The sequence below is a fragment of the Enterococcus sp. AZ015 genome (genome assembly GCF_050499225.1).
Lineage (GTDB): Bacteria > Bacillota > Bacilli > Lactobacillales > Enterococcaceae > Enterococcus_D > Enterococcus_D entomosocium.
In genome coordinates, this window is the sequence record NZ_JBMHEX010000001.1 from 2,151,514 (window position 1) to 2,172,297 (window position 20,784).

Genomic DNA, 20,784 nt, shown 5'->3' on the forward strand with positions numbered 1-20,784 from the left:
GCTCGAGCTTTTTTTCTACTATTTTAGTCCTAGGAATTTTAAGCGAAGAAGCTACCGCCAGTTACACTGTAAACTTGACCAGTTACATAACTTGCTTCATCAGAGGCTAAGAAAACATAGACTGGTGCTAATTCGACTGGTTGTCCAGCACGTTTCATCAGTTCTTTTTGACCAAATTCTGGAATCGCAGATTGTGGCTGTCCACCCGAAATTTGAAGTGGTGTCCAGATTGGACCAGGAGCCACCGTATTGACCCGAATGCCTTTTTCACTTAATTGAGCAGCTAGCCCTTTACTAAAGGAAGTAATAGCACCTTTCGTGGCTGCATAGTCTAAAAGATGGGCACTAGGCTCCGCACTTTGGATCGAAGTGGTCGTGATGATGCTCCCACCAGCTGGCAGATAATCCAACGCTTCTTGGACTGTCCAATACATCGAGATGATATTCGTTGTAAAGGTATCTTGAATTTGTTGTGTAGTCAACTCTTTGATGTCCTTCACCGCTTGTTGCATCCCAGCATTTAGAACCAACGTATCTAACCCGCCTAATTCTTTGGCTGCTTCATGAACCAATTGACGAGCGAAAGTTTCATCTTTCAAGTCTCCTGGGATCAAAACTGCTTTGCGTCCAGCTTTTTCAATGACTGCTTTGACTTCTTGCGCGTCTTCTTCTTCAAAAGGAAGATAGTTGATTGCAACATCGGCGCCTTCTTTGGCAAAAGCAATCGCTGCTGCTCGACCAATACCAGAATCACCACCGGTCACTAATGCTTTGCGTCCAGCTAATTTGCCTGAACCTGCGTAGCTTTCTTCCCCGCAATCAGGTACTGGCTGCATCTTTCCTTGAATTGCCGGTGCTTCTTGCACCTGTTTTTCAAATTTGCCATCATAATACTTCGTTAACGGATTGTTGATTTTTTCTGACATGCTCGTTTCCTCCTTGATTATTTCTACTTCTATTTGTCATCGTTTGTTATGACCTTACTTAAAAGTGTAAAGGAAGATGGAGGGAATGAAAAACGAAACGCTCACCAGAAAAAAAGCATCTGTAAGAAAACAGATGCCTAGTAAAACGAAAAAGCTGCGTGAATCAGTAGTGAAAACGCCCACAGGTATCTCACTATTCTTCTGGAAAATCGTAGTGAAATTTCTGGGTGCAGTGTTTGATTTTGCTACTTTTCTAGCAGTTCGAGGAGGGCCCGATGAAAGGCCTCCATCTCCTCCGCGGTCTGTAGAAAAACATCGGGATGACTGTGATGGCTGTCGATCATCCAGTGTTTCGTGTCTGTAACTTTAAGAAAATCTGCTACTACGGCGTCGGTTTGCTGCGGTTGTGCAGCTTGAGCGGTCTTCAAGAGATAGAAATCTTCAATCCCCCGCTGTAGTTGTTTATACCTTAGGGACAACAATAAATGTCCGTGATTGCCAGGATAGACGAAACAAAGATCACCGATCGGTAGTGAGCTCGTATTGTACCGAATATCGGACCGAGCATGTTCTGGCCAGCAATTGTAGGCCCAACGCAGAAAGCCGTCTGTTTTGAACTGATACGATAAGATTCCTTGCATTCGCGTCTCTAACAGGGGACTATGCAAAAAGGTATTTGGTTTGTCGGGATAATTGCAGACATAGTACTGCATCTTGCCCGGATGGCTTTGTGCTAGTGTTTCGTAATGGTTGCAAGTACAGTAATAGGAAGTCACAGGATGATCGATCACTGGCAGCAGCTCAAATAACACGTCTTCTTTATCAAAAGCAGCTTTGATCTGGATCGACGGATCAATTTCTTTTAAAACAGCTAACGAGGCTCGGAAACTGTCGATTTGATGTTTCTTCGGTTCGTCAGAAACGATGCGAACCTTCTCCCACAGATTCTTTCCTTTAAAATAATCAAATACTTGGCGTAGATACTCCTGCAACTCAGCTTTTTGATTAATAAAGCCAAAGGCGCCTTTCCCCTCATCATAAAAGCGAATCACCAATTTTTCTGGATGGTCCAAGTTGACTAACGGAAAAAATGGCGGTTCCCAGACCCCTAATAAACCAAACACATCAATTTCATCTTTGATGCCCGCAGCAAAAAAACAATCAAGGTAACGTGTCAGCACAGAAAAATCGCAGGACAGTTCTCCGTCTGGCGTCTTTTTGACCTTTACCATCGAATACTCATATAAATTGGCGGGATAATCTTTGACGATGTAATTGAACCAGCCCTTCCAAGGGATCTCTCCGGCGATCACTGTGATCGCTTTTTGTCCTATCGCAGCGAGACTCTCAGCCATTTCCTTGATCAAGTCAAAGTGGGCATCGCTCCATAACGGAACGTCAAAGGTGCGAGCCAAATTGCTGGGCTGCTGCCACATATTTAAGTGGAACGTTTCTAAATATTCTTTTGGAAAAGTAAAAGCGTCCACTTCAATCGTTAGGTTCTTTTCTAACAAGCACTCCTCTTGGCTAGTCAAGTGTGCCCGATAGACCTTGATTTTCACGGGATAAACTTTCGGTTTGATCGTCTTATCGATCTGCCACTCCAAATAAAGTGGTGCAAAGCGATCGCCAGGATAGGTTTTGGCAGTTCGTTCAAGTAATTTATCGGCGTACGCCAATTCCTGCTGACCGACATAATAGTCGACGAATTGCGCTTTGACCGGCAATTCGCTAAAAATCTCAACGCGTATCATGGGAATCTCGATTTCATCGGGGATCGAAAACTCGTCGCCAATAATATAATGATTGCGGTTGCCATCGTGCAGCAGCAACTGACAAGCAGCAGTACTGTTACGAACAGCTGATAACTGTTCAATCGCTTGTGGCTCTTGGGTGATCAATTCTGTTGAAGCCTTATAGCTTTCATGGACCAGGATTGCTTTCATTTTTACTCTTCCTTTCTAGGATCAATCAGCTGCAAAACAAGCGCTTGATAAGAAACATTCTCAAAAGCTTCTGGCATGATCGTTAGTAGTTGCTGCAAGCTGATGTTTTTTACGATTTTTAAGCGGCTTTTGTCTGCCCATGATGGAAAAGCCTGCAACAGCAAGCGTTTGTTTTCACCTGACTCGAGTAATGCCCGAATTGGCCACTGCCCTAAATCAGGAAACAAAGCTGGCTGGGCAACTTTATCTGCCCAGTTCAACTCTAGCCATTCGACGCATTCATCAAACCAACGGGCAAAACGTGGATCAACTATTTCTTTACGATTACCGAAGCGTTCGGTCGCCAAAGAAAGACCGTGACGTCCTTTTTGGAAAATATGACTTTCAAAGGGAACCTCGTGATCTTCTAGGGCCTGCAGATACGCCAATGAATTTTCGATAGGAACGACATTGTCTTCAAAGGTTGAAAACAAAAAGGTGGGCGGCGTATCTTTTGTGACACATTCCTCTAATGAAGGGGCATCGATCTTCATCACAGTAGCAAATGAAGACAATATCGCTGGGTAGCCTAAAATACATAAGCTCGGTTTCATTGAGGAGAGTGTTGATAACGCCGCTGCCAAATGGCCGCCGGCAGAAAAGCCGATCACAGCGATTTTTTCGGCATCGATTCCCCATTCACTTGCAAGTTCTCGGATTTTAGTAATCGCTTTTTCTGCATCTGCTAAGGAATGGCTGAAACTGCGATGTGTCCCTACATGATAGCGTAAGACCCCGGCGTGAAAACCTTGGGCAGCAAAATTTAAAGCAATCGGCTCAGCTTCCCGCTCACTACAAAAGGAGTAGCCGCCACCGGGAATCACCAAGACAAACGGACGATCGCCCACCCGTTCATACTCGGCTTTTTCCTCATGCAGGTACACTGTCAAACCGGCTTGCGCTTCTGGATCAAATAGATATTCCTGAAAAAACATCGCTTACTCTCCTAACCCGTTTTTATCGATGACGTTTTGATACCAATAAAAACTATCTTTCTTGTATCGCGCCAAGTCCAACAGCTGCTCGTCCGTACGATTGACATAGATAAACCCGTAGCGTTTAGCGATGCCTTCATGAGTACTGACTAGGTCAATCGCACTCCATGGACAATAGCCGATCACATCGACGCCGTCTTCGATTGCGAGCGCCATTTGTTCGATGTGCTGTTGCAAGTAGTCGATCCGATAATCATCGTGGATTTTACCATCAGTTGTCAAAACATCCTTGGCACCAATGCCATTTTCCGTGATCAAAAGAGGCAGACGATAACGGGAATAGATTTCGTTCAACGTAAAACGAAAGCCCTCTGGATCAATCGGCCAGCCGAATTCAGTCATGGGCAAATGGGTGTTTTCTACTGCTTGGAAAAAGCCGGGAATCCCGAAACCAGACTGTTGATCGAGTTTTGTCTCTTTTTGAAAATAGCTGCTGACGGTCATCGTATTATAATAATTCAATGCGATGTAATCACATGTTCCAGCCGCCAAAATCTTTCGATCTGCTTCAGTGACTGTCGGTGCTGCACCAATCGTCTCTAACAAATGCCATGCGTTATGGTTGTATGTGCCGAAAACAGCCGCATCTAGGAATAACCAATTTCTCAGCGCACTCATAGAAAGAGCTGCCAGCTGATCGGCTGGTTTTTCAGAAGCTGGATAGACACTGGCGATATTCGGTGCTGGGCCAATCTTGCCGCTAAAATTACCGGCATGAAACTGTTGGGTCACCAATGCTTGTGCCACTAGCATATGATGATTTTCTTGAAATTTTTCTTTCATGGATTTTTGACTCGTCCCAATGACCGAACCAGCAAGTGCCATCACATTTTGCTCGTTGATGGTTTGCCATAGCGGGACTTGATGGCCAAAGTTTTCGAACAGTACTTGGCAGTAATCAGCAAATGCTTGGATCGTCTCTCGGTTTTCCCACCCGCCTTGCTTCGCGATCATAACGGGCAGATCAAAATGGAATACGGTGACGATTGGTTGAATCTCGTTTTCTAGTAGCAGATCGATCAGGTTTTGATAAAACGCCAATCCTGCTGGGTTGACCTGACCATCGGGCATGACTCGACTCCATGATATAGAAAAACGATAGGCTTTTAACCCTAATTCTTTAAACAATTTCACATCTTCTTCATAGCGATGATAGTGATCTGATGCTACTTTAAAATCAGTGGTCCCTTGCGGAATCTCTTTGATGTCTTGCACTGAGGGACCTTTGCCGTCTTCTGCCCATGCGCCCTCTACTTGATAAGCACTAGTGGATGCTCCCCACAAAAATGCTTCCGGAAATTTACTCATCCCACGGTTCCTCCTTGGCTGCGCCGATCAAGTTGGCGTCCGCTTGAAAATAAGCGGCTTGGATCGCAACTGGCTGCAGCGTTTTCTCAATGATTGGTGCGGTTTTAAAAATAGCTTGATAGCTGCTAGATATGGCTTCGATCAAGCGTGGCTGACGGCTGATCCCGCCACCGATAACGATTTTCTCCAGAGCTAAAAGACACTGAAGATCGAAACACAAGACAGCGATTTCTTTGGTATAAGCTAAAAATAAAGCCTCTGCCTCAGGATCAGCAGTTTTCGTAAGGGTATCAAAGACCAAAGGACCATCAGGCGCGATAGCCATACTAGCAGCCAAACGCTCAATTAATCCGACAGCCGAAAGACCGATTCCCACAAAAGAGTCCGCGCCTCTCATTTGTCGGTCACGAATCATAAAACTGACTTCACCAGCTTGTCCATGATGCCCACGATAGAGTTTTCCATTGAGACAAAGACCAACTCCCACACCTGTTCCTAAAATGATTGCCGCACCATTTTGGATCCCTTGCAGATTGCCGGCTTTCATTTCCCCTAGCGCGGCGGCTTTTGCGTCGTTTTCGACAGTAACCTCTGTCACCATGCCATCGCTTAACTGGCAGATCAATTCTGGCAAATTTACCCCATCAAGGTATCGCAAGGCACCACCAAAGAAGACCGTCCCTGTTTCATTAACTGAACCAGGGACTGCGATAGCCACTTTCGTGAAAGAAACTTGACGGGCATAGCTTTGGAGGATCGTTTTGATAGTTTCACTAAATGCCGCCAGCGTTGCCGGGGTGGGAAAACTTCGTCCGTCGGTGACTTCATTTTTTTCAACCCATCCCGTTTTGATGTGCGTCCCACCGATATCAATTCCTAAATAAACCAAATGTGCCACTTCCTTTGTTTACGCTTGAATTTCTTCCACGACTTTTTCTGTCATTTTTGCTGCTTCACTTGCTTGCTTTTTTTCAGCAGCCATTTCTAATTCGTACTCTTTTTTATCCGCAATTTTTAGAAACGGATACCACATAACAATACCGATCAGCATACAGATAACCATCAAGATCGTGTAATTGAGCCCTCCTGAAAAGGGCATTTTGATAAAAGTCGGTGTAGTCCATGGCAATAGACTCATGGTTGGATTCAAACTGATTGGGAGGATCGTTGTCGCCAATCCCCAGGTCACAAAGCCAGCGATCAATTGTGTAAAGACTTGCGGAATAAAGAACAACGGATTCAAAATAATCGGCATCCCGAACATGATTGGCTCTGTGATGTTAAAGATCGACGGGATAAACGACAATTTTCCTAATTGTTTCATTTTTGCCGATTTGCTGCGGATCATAAAGAAGGTCACAAAGCCCATGAAGCCAGCAGCATACATGCCCATATAAATCACTGAAGGAATCAGATAAGGCAGCGCTTGTCCTTGTTGGTAAGCGGCAATATTTGAAACGACCATGGTCATACTAATCGCCCCGAGTGGTCCTTGTAAAACTGCATTATGAATTCCGAAAAACCATAAAACAGCTAATAATTCCATAATGATGATGATCGATAGCGGGCTGGCAACTAAGGAGTTCAACGGCGCATTGATCACATCGATAAAGAATTGGAAAATCGAACCGGATGAAGTAAACCCAAATAAGACACGTAAGACAAAGACGACTGCAAAAATGATCGTGACAACAAACACTGGTGCTAAAGATTGGGTTACCATTGGGGGAACACTATCCGGTAGCTTGATCATAATGTTTTTTCTCGATAAGAAAGCATAAAAGCGAGTGACCAACAAAGCGGTCAGCATGCCGATAAACAGTCCTTGCCCGCCTAAGAAATCAAGCTTCAAGGCACCAATCGTTTGTTCCACTGCTTGGCCATCTTGCATGACAGTTGTTGCGACGGTTTGTGGCATCAACATAATGAAACTAGCTAAAGAAATAATCGCTGAATTGCGTTCATTGCTTCCTAATTGTTTTGCGTAAGAATACGCCAAACTGTATACAACATACAAGGCAAAAACGCCAGTTGCTCCGTTGGTGATCGCTTCAACATGCTGGAAGATGCCAATTTTCGTCAAATAGTCCGTCCAACCAGGAATCGGAAAATTTCCAATGATCGTGATAAACGCAATTCCTAAAGTGATGGGACTTGTTCGAATAAAACCCTCCATCAAAGCGGCCAATACTTTGTTTTGTTGTAATTTTTGTGACATTGGTAATAGTTTGCTACTTAAAAATGCTTCTAATTTTTCCATTCTTTCTCACTCCTTTAGTTTAGATCGTTACACTAAGCATCGTTTCTTTTTGATCGATCCGCATTAGGAATCGATAAGTACCTTTGGTTATGTGTTTCTTCCCTTGATTGTCATAGAAAACAAGTTCTGACAACGGCAGTGACAATCTGCGCTCTTTTTCTTCTTGGGGCGCGAATGAGATGAGGTCACTCGCAATTAATTGGCGACTTGGACGAACCATTGCCGCTGGGCGCTGCATGAGATAAATTTGGATGACGGTTTCTGCAGCTATTGCCGATTGGTTTTTCACTCGATAAGCCAAATGGATTGTCTCGCTAGATACTTCACTACCAAGCCATTCACCAGTAAACGAACTGTAACTAAGACCTGTTCCGAATGCGAATAAGGGTTCATTTGATTCATCGCGGTATTTTGACAAAAAGCGATCAGAATGCTCACTATCTGTCAAAGGTCTGCCCGTTGGCAGTTGGGCACTGTATAGTGGGATCTGTCCTTCACTCCGAGGAAAGGTCATCGCCAGTTTTGCCGTCGGAGAAGCCTGCCCACTCAACAGATTGGCGATCCCGATCCCGCCCATCGTTCCTGGATACCATACGAGCAACAGACTATCAAATAATGCTTCCACTTGTGTTAAGACTAACGGTCTGCCAGTATAAAGCACGCCAATCAAAGGCTTGCCAGTTTTTTTCAACGCTTGGATCAAACGAATTTGTTTCAATGGCAGCTGCAAATGAGCTTTTGATGCCCCTTCGCCGCTCTCCAAAAACTGCTCTCCAAAAGTCAAGACGATAACTTCGGCGGCTTCGGCGGCTTCCATGGCTTCCAAAAGCAACTGATCTTCTGGTTCGATCGGTCCATTCAGCTGTTCGATCCCGGCTTTTAAAGGACCAAATTGCTCATACGAGTCGAATAGATTGTATCCACGAGCAAAGATCAAGTTTTCGGGTGCGAAATGCTGCAGCAAACCGGTTTTTAAAGGAATCGTGTCTTGTGGCTTGCCGCTGACTGACGCCCAAAAACCTAAGGTCAACCGGCTTTCTCCATAAGGACCGATCACAGCGACGGTTTGGTCCTTTTTCAAAGGTAAGCTGCCCTCATTTTTTAACAGCACACAGCTTTTTTCTACTAGCTTAACGGCTAGCTCTTTGGCTTTATCCGACAAAACCTCTCCAGTTTGTTGCGTTTTCAACCCTCGATAGGGTTCCTCAAACAAACCTAATTGATTTTTTAGTACGAGAATTCGCCAGACTGCTTCATCCAGCAACGCGGCTAATTCGGGTTGTTTAATCAGTTCTGGCAAATGCGTCGCATAGACCGATGTCATCATATCAAAATCAACGCCCGCTTCCAAACCTTTCTGAGCGGCCTCCCGTTCATCTTTGACAAAACCGTGGGGGACCAATTCTTTGATGGCGGCATGATCGGAGACCAGTACCCCATCAAAACCGAAACGTTCGCGCAAAATCTCTCGGTTCAACCAGCGGCTACCCGTTGCAGGTTCACCATTCAATATGTTGAAGGCCGTCATCACTAGCAGTGCTTGGGCTTCGATCGCCGCTTGATAGGGTTGCAAATATTCATTGAATAAGCGCTGATTGGACATATCGACCGTATTGTATTCTCTGCCCGCTTCGGGTGCACCATAACCAGCAAAATGTTTGATGCAAGCAGCAACGTGATTTTCTGCCACTCCTTGATCAAGATTGCCTTGGTAGCCGGTCACGACGCTTTTAGCAAAACGTTTGGCAGTATACACATCCTCTCCTGGCGACTCCATCACTCTGCCCCAGCGAGGATCGCGAACAAGATCCAGCATGGGTGAAAAGATCACATGAAGGCCATTTTGGTAACATTCTTTGGCGGTCATCTCAGCGGCTTGCCCGATCAAATTAAAATCGTAGGAACCTGCTTGGGCAAGGGGAATCGGAAAAATCGTTCGAAACCCGTAGATGACGTCCGACATAAACAGCATAGGAATCTTTAGTCGGCTGTGTGCTAACGTTTCCCTCTGTAACTGAATCAATTTTTGGTAATCGTTCACATTATAAATCGAACCAATCTCGTGAATCTTCAAATTTGGTGGAAGCCCTAAATCTTGCATCGGGCCAGTAGTCATCACCTCATTTTCAATGACTAAACTGCCATTCAATTGAATCGTCTGAGCGATTTTTTCTTCTGGCGTCAATTGCTGAAACAATTCTTTCAATTTTTTACTATCCATGTTTACTCCTTCCTGTAACCGTTTTATTTATCTGAATTATAGAAAGAATCCTTCCTTAGATATACTAAAAAACTAGTGTTTATAATAAATTGTTTATTGAATGCTAAAAAATTTACGTTATACTAAAAGAAAAAACAATGTTTGGACTTTGAGGTGTCTCATGAACAAAACAACACTTACGACCGCCATGGATCTGCTTTATCGCAAATATTTGATCCCGATGATTCTCTTGGATCAAGAAGGGACTCCGCTGTATCCCCCACTCACCTTAACAGCCAAGAATCCTCTGAAACACTATTTGGAAGAAACGAACGGCCCAGTTGCAAATCTCTATCATTTCGGCAAATATATGCTTGGTTGTTTTGCGTTTCAGTTAGCTGGAAAAACCTGTTATATGGTCATCGGACCCTGTGGAGTGATTGGTACACCAGATACGTCTTACCTATTTCTTGAACATGAATACCACTACAATGTGCACTATTCCAAAGAAGACAAATACTCCTTTGAAGAATACATCCAGCTGCTTTATACGCTGTTTGCGGAGCAGCCGTTGGCAAAAGACCAAATCCATTGGCATTACCAAACTGAATCCCACGACCGATCCATGCAAACAGATCTTAGCTTGGAAACTAATCTTTATGAACGCCGTGTGCATGAAGCTACCTTTGATTCCTATCATTTTGAATTGCGCTATCTTGACTACATCAAACGAAACGAGCCGGAAAAAGTAGTCTGGGTATTTAACAAAATGAAAGAGACCTACAGTGTTTCCCTTTCCCCTCATGAACTGGAAGGCTTAAAACTAAAGTTTTCGGCCTTTGTCGCTGTCGTGACCCGCATGAGCATTGATGAAGGAGTACCAGTCAACCAAGCATTCGGCTTATCTGATTCATTGATCCAAGGTCTGGTTTATATTCATTCTGCCGAGGAGTGCCTCCGCTATATCAAAGAAGCCACCTACCGCTTTATGGAGCTTCTGCATAGCTATCCGCTGGCGCAAAAATCACTGTTGGTCAAGACGATTGTTAATTATGTCGACAGCCATCTCTATGAAAAAGTGACCATTGATGACCTCGCAGCCATCACTCAAAAACATAAGACCCATCTATGTAATCAGTTCAAAAAAGAAATGAACAAAACGATCCACAGTTACATTCAGGAACGAAAAATCAGTGAAGCCAAACATCTATTGCTGTTCACAGATTTTTCCTACGAAAAAATCAGCACCCAGTTGGCATTCGCCAATCAAAGCCATTTTATCCGCAATTTCAAAGCCGTTACCGGGCAAACACCAAAAGAATTTAAAGAGAAACATTACGCTCATGCTTTAAGTTAAAGACACAATTTCCGAAAAAATGCTCAGAAACAATGGTTATTATTTTTAATAACAAACGTTGTAAGCTATCCTTTTACTCAAATCAATTTGAATGAGGAGAGATAAAATGATCCATCTTGCTCGCTTGATCTTTTGGATACCAGTCATCTTTTTTTCGTTAGGATTGATCATCGTAACGAAACGATTGCCGCGTTTCACATGGGTTTCCTTATCCATCACGGTTTCTTTAGTGATCTTTGTTTGTAAGATTTTAGAGTATTCCTATACGATGCCTGACATGCAGCTAACTTTCTATTTTATGGGTTTCTTGATTTCGGCTAGTCTTCTTTGTTTTATTTTCTACTTGAGGATCAGAAAACGGTGAATGACAGTGGCGGGTTTTCCACGTAAATTAGTCAGGTCCCCAGCAACTAGGGACCAATAGCTCCATCAAATACACGGGTTTCTTCCTATCTTTTTAAAGAGCTCCCCTCCCCTGAAAAGGGGCTTTTTTATTGCTAGTTCTGATTCTAACCTCAAGCTTACTGTGTTACTCTAGAAAGATTCGAATCAAAATACAAGGATGTGCCACTCGTTTTTCTCCCCCCTTCCTGCACACGATCGTTATTCCATGAGCTCCTTGCCTTTTTAACGAACTAAATATATAATGAATTTGCAAAATAATAACACAAAAGAACAAATCATCTATCCTCATAAAAGGAGCTTACCCTATGAACTGGCTGACCTTTGTCGTCCAACCACTGACCCTGCTGTTTTTTCTTACAGTATTCTCTCTCGTCTATTTGATGCCCGAATCCCTTGTGCCTAAGCCCAAAATGAAAAAATGGGCGTTGACTGTTTCATTGATCTTTCTAGCATGGCAGCTGCTAACCCCCTTTCTCTTCTTTTTTTACTGAGCACAACAAAAAAGCGGCTCTCTTTTTTGAGAGCCGCTTTGGTTTATTTTTAATCCTGTAACAAACTACCGCCATTGGTGGCAATGACTTCTTTGTACCAGTAGAAACTATCTTTGCGAGAACGATCAAAGCTGCCATTTCCTTCATCATCCGCGTCTACATAGACAAAGCCATAACGTTTCGACATTTCTGACGTTGAAGCCGAAACTAAGTCGGTACAACCCCAAGGCGTATAGCCCATCAATTCCACACCATCTTCGATCGCTTCATACATTTGTTCGATATGCGCCTTCAAATAATCGATTCGATAGCTGTCATGGATCGAACCATCCTCTTCCACCGTATCCAAGGCACCTAAGCCGTTTTCAACGATAAACAATGGTACTTGGTAGCGGTCGTACAAGTTATTCAAAGTCACACGCAAGCCGATTGGATCGATTTGCCACCCCCAGTCAGAGGCTTCCAAGTAAGGGTTTGATTCGCCTAAAGAAAAGTTGCCGGCCGTTGCTTCGCCGCCTTCTTCAGGATTGTGGCGGGCAATAGAACTCATGTAGTAAGAAAAGGACATGAAGTCGACAGGGTATTGCGCAAGAATGTCTAAATCGCCATCTTCGAAGGTCACTTCGATGCCGTTTTCTTTAAAGAAGCGCTTCGTATACGCTGGATACTTCCCACGAACTTGGACATCAGAGAAGAAGAGATTCTCGTGGTCACGCTTGATTTCTTCCATCACATCTGCTGGATTTGGTGTAGCTGGGTAGGCTTGCATCCGTGCCAACATCATCCCTACTTTGATATCAGGATTGATTTCGTGGGCAAATTTTGTTGCTAAACTAGAAGCCACAAATTGATGATGCACAGCTTGATACATGTCAGAAAGGTTTTGCGTGCCATCTTCGGATAACAAGGCACCGCCAACATAGCCAGAGATCCCCATGATATTGATTTCATTGAAGGTCAACCAATATTTGACTTTGTCTTTGTAGCGGGTCAACACAGTTTCTGCGTATTTGACGAACAAATCGATCACTTGGCGATTTTTCCAGCCGCCATAGTTTAACGCGATCCCGATAGGTGTTTCGTAGTGAGAGAGGGTCACTAAGGGTTCGATCCCGTATTTTGCACACTCATCAAACACGTTGTCATAAAATTGCAAGCCTTCTTCATTTGGCTGAACATCGTCACCATTTGGAAAAATTCTTGACCAAGCGATGGACAGACGGAACGTTTTAAAGCCCATCTCTGCGTACAAGGCGATATCTTCTTTGTAACGATGGTAGAAATCTGATCCCCAACGTTTTGGATACAAGCCTTCTTTGTCATTTAAGGCAAACAAGACTTTTTCCCGAGTCATTGGTGCAGCAAATTCTGCCATGTTTTTACGGTCTTCTGGTTTGACAGCGATCGCCGTATCGGATGTCGCTGGGCCACGTCCGCCTTCGTTCCATGCTCCTTCAAATTGGTTGGCTGCAGTGGCGCCGCCCCATAAAAAGCCTTTTGGAAATTGTTTTTCTGTCATGATTAGCCTACTTTCTTTTTCTTTATTGATCGACACAGCGGATCAGTAAGAAAGCATTCTTACTGATCCTACGACGTGCCGATAAACGCATTTATTTTACGACTTCGATCAAATTGTCGTTCGCTGTTACTTCTTTTGACTGTGTCGTTTGGATGTCACTGTAGTCGTTAGAGTTTGTGACGATGACTGGTGTCAGTAAGGAATAGCCTTCCGCACGAATCGCTTCAGTATCAAAAGAGATCAATTTTTGACCGGCTTTGACTTTGTCTCCTTGGTTGATGTAGGCAGTAAAGTGATTGCCTTCAAGTTCCACCGTATTCATGCCGATGTGGATCAATAATTCTGTCCCATCCTCAGTGACTAAGCCGATGGCATGTTTTGTTGGAAACAAGATTTTGACTTCTGCATCTGCTGGAGCAGTGATTTCACCGATCGCTGGTTCAACGGCGATCCCTTTTCCCATAGCACCTGAAGAAAAGACTTTGTCTTCCACATCTGCTAAAGCAACCACTTGACCGGTTACTGGACTTTTGACTGTTTCATCTTTGACGCTGGCAGAAACGGTTTTTACTTCTGGTGCTGGTGCTGCTGGTGTTGCTTGACCGTCGACTGGTGAATCAACAGTTGTATACAAAGTTGGTACTTTCAATAACATCATGATGATAAATGACGCTACGATTGCAATAACTGTACCGATGGCTAAGTGGATCACGCTATGGAAGCTGCCTGTTGCTGGATCGATATATGCAGGATACAAGAAGATGCCCATACCGCCCATTGCGTAACCAGTAACGTTAAAGATTGACAAGTAGATACCAACGAAACCTGAAACTAAACAAGAAACGATAAATGGTGTTTTCATTGGCAAAGTGTAACCGTAGATCGCAGGTTCAGTCACACCGAAGATCGATGAGATCAATGCTGGCATTGCGCCTTGTTTGACTTTTGGTTCTTTCGTTTTCAACCAAATCGCTGCTAGCACACCCGTTTGCGTGAAACATGGTAGCACAGCGGCGGTCAAAATAATCGAAGAGCCGTTTTGCGCCATATCCATGATCGCCAATGGCACAAGACCCCAGTGAAGACCAAACATTACCAATACTTGCCATAATGCCCCTAAAGCAAATCCATAAATGATTGGGCTGAAATCATAAACCGCTTGGAAAGCAATACCGATCCAGCTAGATGCTGTATTTGCGACTGGACCTACCACAAAGAAGGTCAACGGCACAGTGATCAAAATCGTTACAAAAGGAACCACAAACATTTTGACTACATCAGGTATAACTTTGCGCATAAACTGTTCAATTTTCGAAGCGACAAAAATCGCTAAAATAATCGGCAGTACGCTATTAAAGTAGCCACCTGCTGGTAAGGTCAAGGTTAGACCAAAGACTTTGCTCGCTTCAGCAACGCTTTCTGCTAAACCAGGATAGACCATCGCACCTGCAATCGCTAATGCTGTATAGGTATTCATCTTGAATTTCTTTGCAGCAGTTACGGCTAAGATCATAGGTAAGTATTGGAACAAACCATCGCCTAGGGTATTCATTACTACATAGATTCCATTGGTCGCTTCCATCCCAGTTGCTGCAAGTAGCGCCGTGATCCCTTTTAAAATACCGGCTGCCGCTAATGGACCTAAGAACGGTTGAAACAAGCTTGAGATGACATCGATAAAGCGGTCAAACAAACTGCCTTTCTTTTCGTCGCCTTCGTCGATATCAAGACTGCCGCCATCGGCTAATCCGCCGACTTTCAGCACTTCATCGTAAACATCTGGCACATGATTACCGATAACCACTTGGTATTGTCCGCCTGCTTTGACAACGGTCACGACACCGTCACGTTTTTGCAAATAATCTGTGTCTGCTTTGCTTTCGTCTTTTAAGTGGAAACGTAAGCGAGTCACACAGTGTTTTACAGAAGAGACATTTTCTTTGCCGCCAACGTGGGCCAAAATGTCTTGTGCTAATTCAGTATATTTTGCCATTTTGATTTCTCCTTTTTAATAGATCATTTAATAAAAATAAAAAGACCGGCCATTTCTACAATAAACAAGCAGGAGTATCACCCATAAAAAACGAGACGGGTCTCCTCAACGAGTATTGTAAGAAAGTGCAGGTCTTGCCAGCCGAACTGTAACGAATCCATTTCCATTCTTAGGTTAATTTTGAGTGAGCGGCTAAGTTACCGATATGCAGAATCAAATACATCAATTCCATATCGTTGACATGCCAGCCCTTTTGTTCAAATAAGTATTCTTTGATCGAATCTGCGGTTTCTTTTTCTTTCGGATAGCTGCTGAAAGCCAAGGCAATCATCGGATTAGCCAATACTGGCTCTTCTTTTTCTTGACTTTGTCGAATTAAATAATAGCGAATGTGGGTCACAAACCGTTGGAAGTAGGAAGAATTCTCATCGTACTCGATGTTCATACTATACTTAACGATCCGTAAAATATTGTTGGTCAACTCGGTGTGCTCATAGGCACTTTGATTGGCGCTTTTTTCAATTTGCGCATTGACGAAATGCAAAGTGATAAACGCAGCTTCTTCTTGCGAAAAATCGGGATACAGCTCTTTGCGGATCAACTCGACCGCTTGGACACTGACCGCATATTCCTTGGCATAGATTTTCTTGATTTCCCAATGCATGGGATTGGTCAAAACAATTTCTTGCTTTTGACGACTGATGGCAAACAAGATATGATCCATCAGTGTGAAATAAACGTTTGGATTGAAATCGGTTCCAACACTTTCCCGAAAAAGACGCACGATTTCATAAATGACGGCCATTTGTTTCTCGTCAGCCTTCGTCATGACTTTCGACATATGTTCCACTGTCAAGTCATCTTCTGGGTAGTATTTTTTTTCGATTCGCTCAGCCGGAATCAGGTCACCCGGTTTCGTTTGAAAGCCGATCCCTTTTCCCATTAGGATCACTTCAACTTCATCTTCTTTTGAAAGTACAACATTGTTGTTGATCCTCTTGATAATCTTCACGAACGATCCTCCTTGATCAGCATAGCGCATACACAGCTTTGCATCGTTTGACGTCTATGCAGAAGGTCTTGTATTTTTTTCTTTCTCTGACTTGCCATTAAGTGACGAGGTGAATGTCTGCTCCAGGCAGTACTGCAGGATATCGTCAAACCTAGCTGGCACTTCATTGCGTTTTACTTCTCCCCTCCTTTGATGATCAATGACTGGACCTTACCTTGGAACCGGTTCTTTTTTAGCGAATAGAAATAATGGAGCAAAAAAAGAAGACCAAAGCAAAAAAGTGTACAACCCAAGAAACTTTGGGTAATCAATGCACTTTTTTCCTCTGGTCTTGCCTGCCGAACAGTAACGAATCCAGTAATGAGAACACTCTCGTGTTCCGTTGAGATAATAGTACTCATTCTGAGAAAAAATGTCAACACTTTTTTTGCAAACGTTTTTCTTTTTTTGTTTTTGACTATTTTTCACTATCGTTCTCACTGAATTTCTTTTCTAGCTTTGGTCTTTTAGTTCACTTGAAATACACGGTTTACTGTGTAGCACAATAAGACCACAAAAAACCGTAATCTTCGTGCATTACGGTCATAGCTGGAAGTATGATGCTGGAAAGACGATCAATCACAAAGAATCAGAAAATTGGGGAAGGTCTGGTGCATGACAGACATTCAATGGGACTGACCACCTTGCGCGATTCATGCGTTTCATGACTTCCACAAACGAAAAGGTCTCTTTGAGTGGGGGAATCAACCAAATAACCTTTCGATTCTTCAAGATCTTCTCTTTCCTGCTTAGAATGTTCGCAGTTCGCCGCGAAAAAAGCAGGACGTAAACTAAATTTCATTTATCAATCTGTCACTGATCCTTCAATGACAAGTATCTAAATGAAAGCCTGTACTAGTTTTTAAATGGGTTGATTTCCCAAGGACCAAATGGTTCAAATTCCATGAAAAACGACCTCCTTTATTATTTGCTATACCCTATTATATTTGATAACATGTTATTAAAATCACATTGTTCAGAAATGCGTCACAATTAAGGAGGTCCCCCATGAAACAGCAAGGCTCTTTAATCAAAAAACTGCGCACAGATCGCAAAATCTCGCAAGCCAAGCTTGCCGAAGGTATTTCCTCTCGCACCACCCTTTCTTCTTTCGAAAATCGCAAAACAAATCTCTCTTCACAAACCTTGTTTGACTACTTAGACAAAATGAATATCACGGTTCATGAGTTCAGTCTGTTGATCGACAGCGAAGCCACAGGACAGAAACGTCAGCTGGTGCAAGATTTCTATACCCGATACTATGATCGAACACTGACTATCGACTACTTGACTAGCCTTGAGGAACGCTACTTTGAGACACAAAATTTTTTTTATTATTCTTTGTATGTCCAAGGCCTGCTGCTGCTCAACCGTGAATCATTTCTGATGAATCGAGGAGCTTACACCCAAGAAGTTGAACTGGTAAAGCAATACTTGTTTGATATCGAAACCTGGGGGCGCTTTGAGTTGAACTTATTCTCAAATTTGTTATTTATTTTCGACCAAGAAACCATCAGTTACTATTTAGATCATGGGATCAAAAAAATTCTTCGCTATGCCAATGATCCCTTTTATGCAAATCTGTTAAGTGTTGTGATCTTAAATGGCTGCGCCTTTGCCAGTGAAAGTAAGGATTCCTATCTGCTTAACAAGTTTCTGCTTTTGTCTCATCCCTTGCCTAATACACCTCTGTATTTTTATTTGAAAATCCATCAAGTCTTGTATCAAGAAATTTACTCCTATTTGCAATCTTCTCAATTAAACAAAGAAGTGTTAAGAAACAGCTTAATCGTTATCGAACAAGCCGGTTACCAGAACCATAAAAATGACCTGCAAAACTTGATTCATACCGTGACGAATATCTCCATTTAACATTCTTCCCTTTGAATCATCCTATATACTTACAAGCATGATTTATCTTTTTCGTAAACGCCTGTCTGCTCATTGAAGGACAGGCGTTTTTCAGTCAAATGCTGGCCTAACTTGTACACAAAAAACCAGTTAGGTGCGTAGACCTAACTGGTTTTCGGGCTAAAATCTTAAAACGTATCTGGTTTATCCTGACCCAGATTTGATTTTGCACAACTCATCCCTCCGGTTAACTATAGAAGTAAACTGAGCTGGCTTTTCAGAAAACGACAAAAGCGTTGTTCTTTTTTGATTTCAGTGATTCAACAAATCGATTAGCGAGATTCTGAAGTCACTCCAACTCGTGCCCATGGATTATGATCTGGATCATATGCCCACGTAAAGTTTGCGACACGATCAGAGACCGGCAAAACTTGGTTACGGTACAATGTCGGAATAGCAAACGCTTCTTCAAATGCATATTCTTGCCATGCATCAAATGCTTCTTTACGTTTTTCTTCATCGAAGGAATCATTTGAATCGATGGCTGCTAACAATTCTGTATTGCGTTCAGACTCGTAACGAGTGTAGTTAAAGGCTGAATTTGGTCCCCATAAGCTAGTTGGTGATGGATCTGATCCAGTAGACCAAGCAGCTTGGAAAACATCGATATCTGGATCATCATTTTTCAACTTGTCATAGAATGCTTGGAAGTCGATCAAACGTCCTGTAGAGTATTGGACATCCAAACCGATTTCTTGCCATTGTTGGACATAGTAATCTGCCAGTGGTTGTGCCACTTCTCCACCTGACATTGAAGCAAAATTGATGGTTAATTTATTGCCATCTGGATCTTCCCGGAAGCCATCACCATCAACATCGATAAAGCCAGCATCATCTAGGAGTTGATTTGCTTTATCCATATCTAAGTGGTAACCTTCCACATCAGTGCTGTGCAAACTACCATAAACCGGTGGGATCAATGTTGTACCATTTGAACGCAAGCCATGGTAGAAACGCTCACCAATCGCATCATTATCGATAGCATAGCCCATTGCTTGACGCAATGCTTTGTTGGCCATTTTTGCGTTTGGATCAAAATCAACACTATTTGTTTCGTCATTCCATGTTCCTAAATTAAAACCAAGATAGGTGTAAGATTGTTCTGGTCGTCCTAACATTTGGTAGCCATCCATATCTTGATACGTATCGAACGTATCTGTTGGCATTTTCAATACTAAATCATATTGTTTTGCATTTAGTGCTTCATTGATCGATGCAGATGGAACATTACGCATCACAATTTTTTCTAATGTTGGTGTTCCCCCATAATAATGTTCATTCGGAACATACTCTACGGTTTCCCCAGGTACGATATTCGTCATCTTGTAAGGACCAAAACCAATTGGGTTTGTCCGTACAGGATCACTGGATGGCATATCTGCTACTTCAATACCTTCAAAGGTATGTTTTGGTAATGCCGCGTTCCAAATTGCTCCACCGGATTGCTGCATTCCAGGATGCATTTCCTTAAATTCGATCTCAACTACTTTATCGCTAACTGCTGTGATCCCAGAAATCGTATCTGCTTCACCGCTATGGTATTCTTCCATTCCAACAATATTAGTAAAGTCATTATTGTAGCGAACGCCATCATAGTCTTGATGACCAATGACTTCATAAGAAAAAATGACATCTTCGGCTGTAACATCTACCCCGTCCGACCATTTTAGTTCATCACGTAATGTGATCGTCGCTTTATTGTTTTCGACATCCAAGTCTAAGTCTGCAGGTCCACCATCAATAATCTTAAAATCCTCATCTTGTAAGAATAGATATTCATGACTTGGTAACATAAAGTCACGGTCATAGGCATCCTGATAGAACTCCCACTGGAATAATCCTTGGAACTGAGTGTCCATTACTACAGCAACGTCTAAAACTCCACCTTCAATCACTTCATCATCATTGACTACCGCTAGCGGTAATGTGCTGATATCTGATGCTGCAGCGTCTGATGACGACTCTCCTGTATCTGTCGAACCTGTTCCACCTCCGTTACTTTGTCCGCAAGCCCCTAAAACAAGCGCTGCCAATAAAGTAATCATGCCAAACTTCGTTTTCTTCATACTCTTCCTCCTTATTAAATCCCCTCATTTGTGATTCACTGATAAAAAAACCAAGCAAACAGTTTTTTTTATCTTAAAATGGCTTTTTTATTAGAAAATCTGAACGAGATTAACTAAATTATAACAATTTTCTCAAAACTCTTTCCGTCAATAATTTCATCAATCTATGAAATTATTGAAAATAAGACGAAAATCATTGATAAATCGCTATTGCTTTTTTTCAAATATCCTTAAGTTTTTCTTTTATGACGTTCCTTTTCTCTCATATTTTTCGAAAAACGCCTTGTGGAAACTGTCAAAAAAACCTTCTTAGACGA

Annotated in this window: 15 protein-coding genes; 4 read left to right on the forward strand and 11 right to left on the reverse strand. The window is 42.7% G+C overall.

What is annotated here, in order from left to right; translation table 11 throughout:
* Positions 1-38 precede the first annotated feature (38 nt).
* The 7 genes from IGK85_RS10110 to IGK85_RS10140 form a co-directional block, all read right to left on the reverse strand.
* Complete coding sequence (locus tag IGK85_RS10110; protein ID WP_005235175.1) at positions 39-926, reverse strand: SDR family oxidoreductase; 888 nt, start codon at positions 924-926, stop codon at positions 39-41.
* Positions 927-1,171: 245 nt separating this feature from the next.
* Positions 1,172-2,872, reverse strand: coding sequence for a DUF4091 domain-containing protein (locus tag IGK85_RS10115; protein WP_008378638.1), 1,701 nt, complete (start codon positions 2,870-2,872; stop codon positions 1,172-1,174).
* A gap of 2 nt (positions 2,873-2,874) precedes the next feature.
* Positions 2,875-3,846, reverse strand: a complete 972-nt coding sequence (locus IGK85_RS10120; protein WP_008378639.1) for an alpha/beta hydrolase — start codon at positions 3,844-3,846, stop codon at positions 2,875-2,877.
* A gap of 3 nt (positions 3,847-3,849) precedes the next feature.
* Entirely contained in the window at positions 3,850-5,214 is a 1,365-nt protein-coding gene (locus tag IGK85_RS10125) for a glycoside hydrolase family 1 protein (protein WP_008378642.1), read from the reverse strand.
* The gene (locus IGK85_RS10130; RefSeq protein ID WP_035006625.1) at positions 5,207-6,112 is read right to left on the reverse strand and encodes an ROK family protein; all 906 of its coding nucleotides are present in this window, start codon (positions 6,110-6,112) and stop codon (positions 5,207-5,209) included. Before IGK85_RS10130 ends, IGK85_RS10125 begins: the two co-directional genes overlap by 8 nt.
* Positions 6,113-6,121: 9 nt before the next feature.
* Positions 6,122-7,474: a PTS sugar transporter subunit IIC gene (locus tag IGK85_RS10135; RefSeq protein WP_008378647.1), complete on the reverse strand. Its 1,353-nt coding sequence runs from the start codon at positions 7,472-7,474 to the stop codon at positions 6,122-6,124.
* A 19-nt stretch (positions 7,475-7,493) separates the two neighbouring features.
* Entirely contained in the window at positions 7,494-9,695 is a 2,202-nt protein-coding gene (locus tag IGK85_RS10140) for a glycoside hydrolase family 3 N-terminal domain-containing protein (protein WP_008378649.1), read from the reverse strand.
* A gap of 160 nt (positions 9,696-9,855) precedes the next feature.
* Between IGK85_RS10140 and IGK85_RS10145 the strand changes: the two genes are divergently transcribed.
* From IGK85_RS10145 to IGK85_RS10155, 3 genes are all read left to right on the forward strand, one after another.
* Positions 9,856-11,031 carry a helix-turn-helix transcriptional regulator gene (locus IGK85_RS10145; protein WP_008378650.1) on the forward strand — a complete coding sequence of 392 codons (1,176 nt, stop codon included), beginning with the start codon at positions 9,856-9,858 and terminating at the stop codon, positions 11,029-11,031.
* Positions 11,032-11,137: 106 nt separating this feature from the next.
* Complete coding sequence (locus IGK85_RS10150; protein ID WP_008378653.1) at positions 11,138-11,395, forward strand: hypothetical protein; 258 nt, start codon at positions 11,138-11,140, stop codon at positions 11,393-11,395.
* A 346-nt stretch (positions 11,396-11,741) separates the two neighbouring features.
* The gene (locus IGK85_RS10155; RefSeq protein ID WP_008378656.1) at positions 11,742-11,927 is read left to right on the forward strand and encodes a hypothetical protein; all 186 of its coding nucleotides are present in this window, start codon (positions 11,742-11,744) and stop codon (positions 11,925-11,927) included.
* Positions 11,928-11,976: 49 nt separating this feature from the next.
* Here IGK85_RS10155 and IGK85_RS10160 read toward each other — a convergent pair whose 3' ends face one another.
* The 3 genes from IGK85_RS10160 to IGK85_RS10170 form a co-directional block, all read right to left on the reverse strand.
* On the reverse strand, positions 11,977-13,446 hold the full coding sequence (locus tag IGK85_RS10160) for a glycoside hydrolase family 1 protein (RefSeq protein ID WP_008378658.1): 1,470 nt from the start codon (positions 13,444-13,446) through the stop codon (positions 11,977-11,979).
* Between the two features lie 91 nt (positions 13,447-13,537).
* Positions 13,538-15,439 (reverse strand): beta-glucoside-specific PTS transporter subunit IIABC, encoded by a 1,902-nt coding sequence (locus IGK85_RS10165; protein ID WP_008378661.1) that lies wholly within the window; start codon positions 15,437-15,439, stop codon positions 13,538-13,540.
* Positions 15,440-15,608: 169 nt separating this feature from the next.
* Positions 15,609-16,451, reverse strand: a complete 843-nt coding sequence (locus IGK85_RS10170) for a PRD domain-containing protein (RefSeq protein ID WP_008378663.1) — start codon at positions 16,449-16,451, stop codon at positions 15,609-15,611.
* 1,047 nt (positions 16,452-17,498) lie between these two features.
* Here IGK85_RS10170 and IGK85_RS10175 point away from each other — a divergent pair.
* Entirely contained in the window at positions 17,499-18,362 is an 864-nt protein-coding gene (locus tag IGK85_RS10175; RefSeq protein WP_008378664.1) for a helix-turn-helix domain-containing protein, read from the forward strand.
* A gap of 311 nt (positions 18,363-18,673) precedes the next feature.
* Here IGK85_RS10175 and IGK85_RS10180 read toward each other — a convergent pair whose 3' ends face one another.
* Positions 18,674-20,467, reverse strand: a complete 1,794-nt coding sequence (locus IGK85_RS10180; protein WP_008378667.1) for an oligopeptide ABC transporter substrate-binding protein — start codon at positions 20,465-20,467, stop codon at positions 18,674-18,676.
* Between the last annotated feature and the right edge of the window lie 317 nt (positions 20,468-20,784).

What these genes read in the sequence shown, in the direction of transcription:
- IGK85_RS10110 (WP_005235175.1), bottom strand. Translation starts at nt 926, where the DNA reads ATGTCAGAAAAAATCAACAATCCGTTAACGAAGTATTATGATGGCAAA.
- IGK85_RS10115 (WP_008378638.1), bottom strand. Translation starts at nt 2,872, where the DNA reads ATGAAAGCAATCCTGGTCCATGAAAGCTATAAGGCTTCAACAGAATTG.
- IGK85_RS10120 (WP_008378639.1), bottom strand. Translation starts at nt 3,846, where the DNA reads ATGTTTTTTCAGGAATATCTATTTGATCCAGAAGCGCAAGCCGGTTTG.
- IGK85_RS10125 (WP_008378642.1), bottom strand. Translation starts at nt 5,214, where the DNA reads ATGAGTAAATTTCCGGAAGCATTTTTGTGGGGAGCATCCACTAGTGCT.
- IGK85_RS10135 (WP_008378647.1), bottom strand. Translation starts at nt 7,474, where the DNA reads ATGGAAAAATTAGAAGCATTTTTAAGTAGCAAACTATTACCAATGTCA.
- IGK85_RS10140 (WP_008378649.1), bottom strand. Translation starts at nt 9,695, where the DNA reads ATGGATAGTAAAAAATTGAAAGAATTGTTTCAGCAATTGACGCCAGAA.
- IGK85_RS10145 (WP_008378650.1), top strand. Translation starts at nt 9,856, where the DNA reads ATGAACAAAACAACACTTACGACCGCCATGGATCTGCTTTATCGCAAA.
- IGK85_RS10150 (WP_008378653.1), top strand. Translation starts at nt 11,138, where the DNA reads ATGATCCATCTTGCTCGCTTGATCTTTTGGATACCAGTCATCTTTTTT.
- IGK85_RS10155 (WP_008378656.1), top strand. Translation starts at nt 11,742, where the DNA reads ATGAACTGGCTGACCTTTGTCGTCCAACCACTGACCCTGCTGTTTTTT.
- IGK85_RS10160 (WP_008378658.1), bottom strand. Translation starts at nt 13,446, where the DNA reads ATGACAGAAAAACAATTTCCAAAAGGCTTTTTATGGGGCGGCGCCACT.
- IGK85_RS10165 (WP_008378661.1), bottom strand. Translation starts at nt 15,439, where the DNA reads ATGGCAAAATATACTGAATTAGCACAAGACATTTTGGCCCACGTTGGC.
- IGK85_RS10175 (WP_008378664.1), top strand. Translation starts at nt 17,499, where the DNA reads ATGAAACAGCAAGGCTCTTTAATCAAAAAACTGCGCACAGATCGCAAA.
- IGK85_RS10180 (WP_008378667.1), bottom strand. Translation starts at nt 20,467, where the DNA reads ATGAAGAAAACGAAGTTTGGCATGATTACTTTATTGGCAGCGCTTGTT.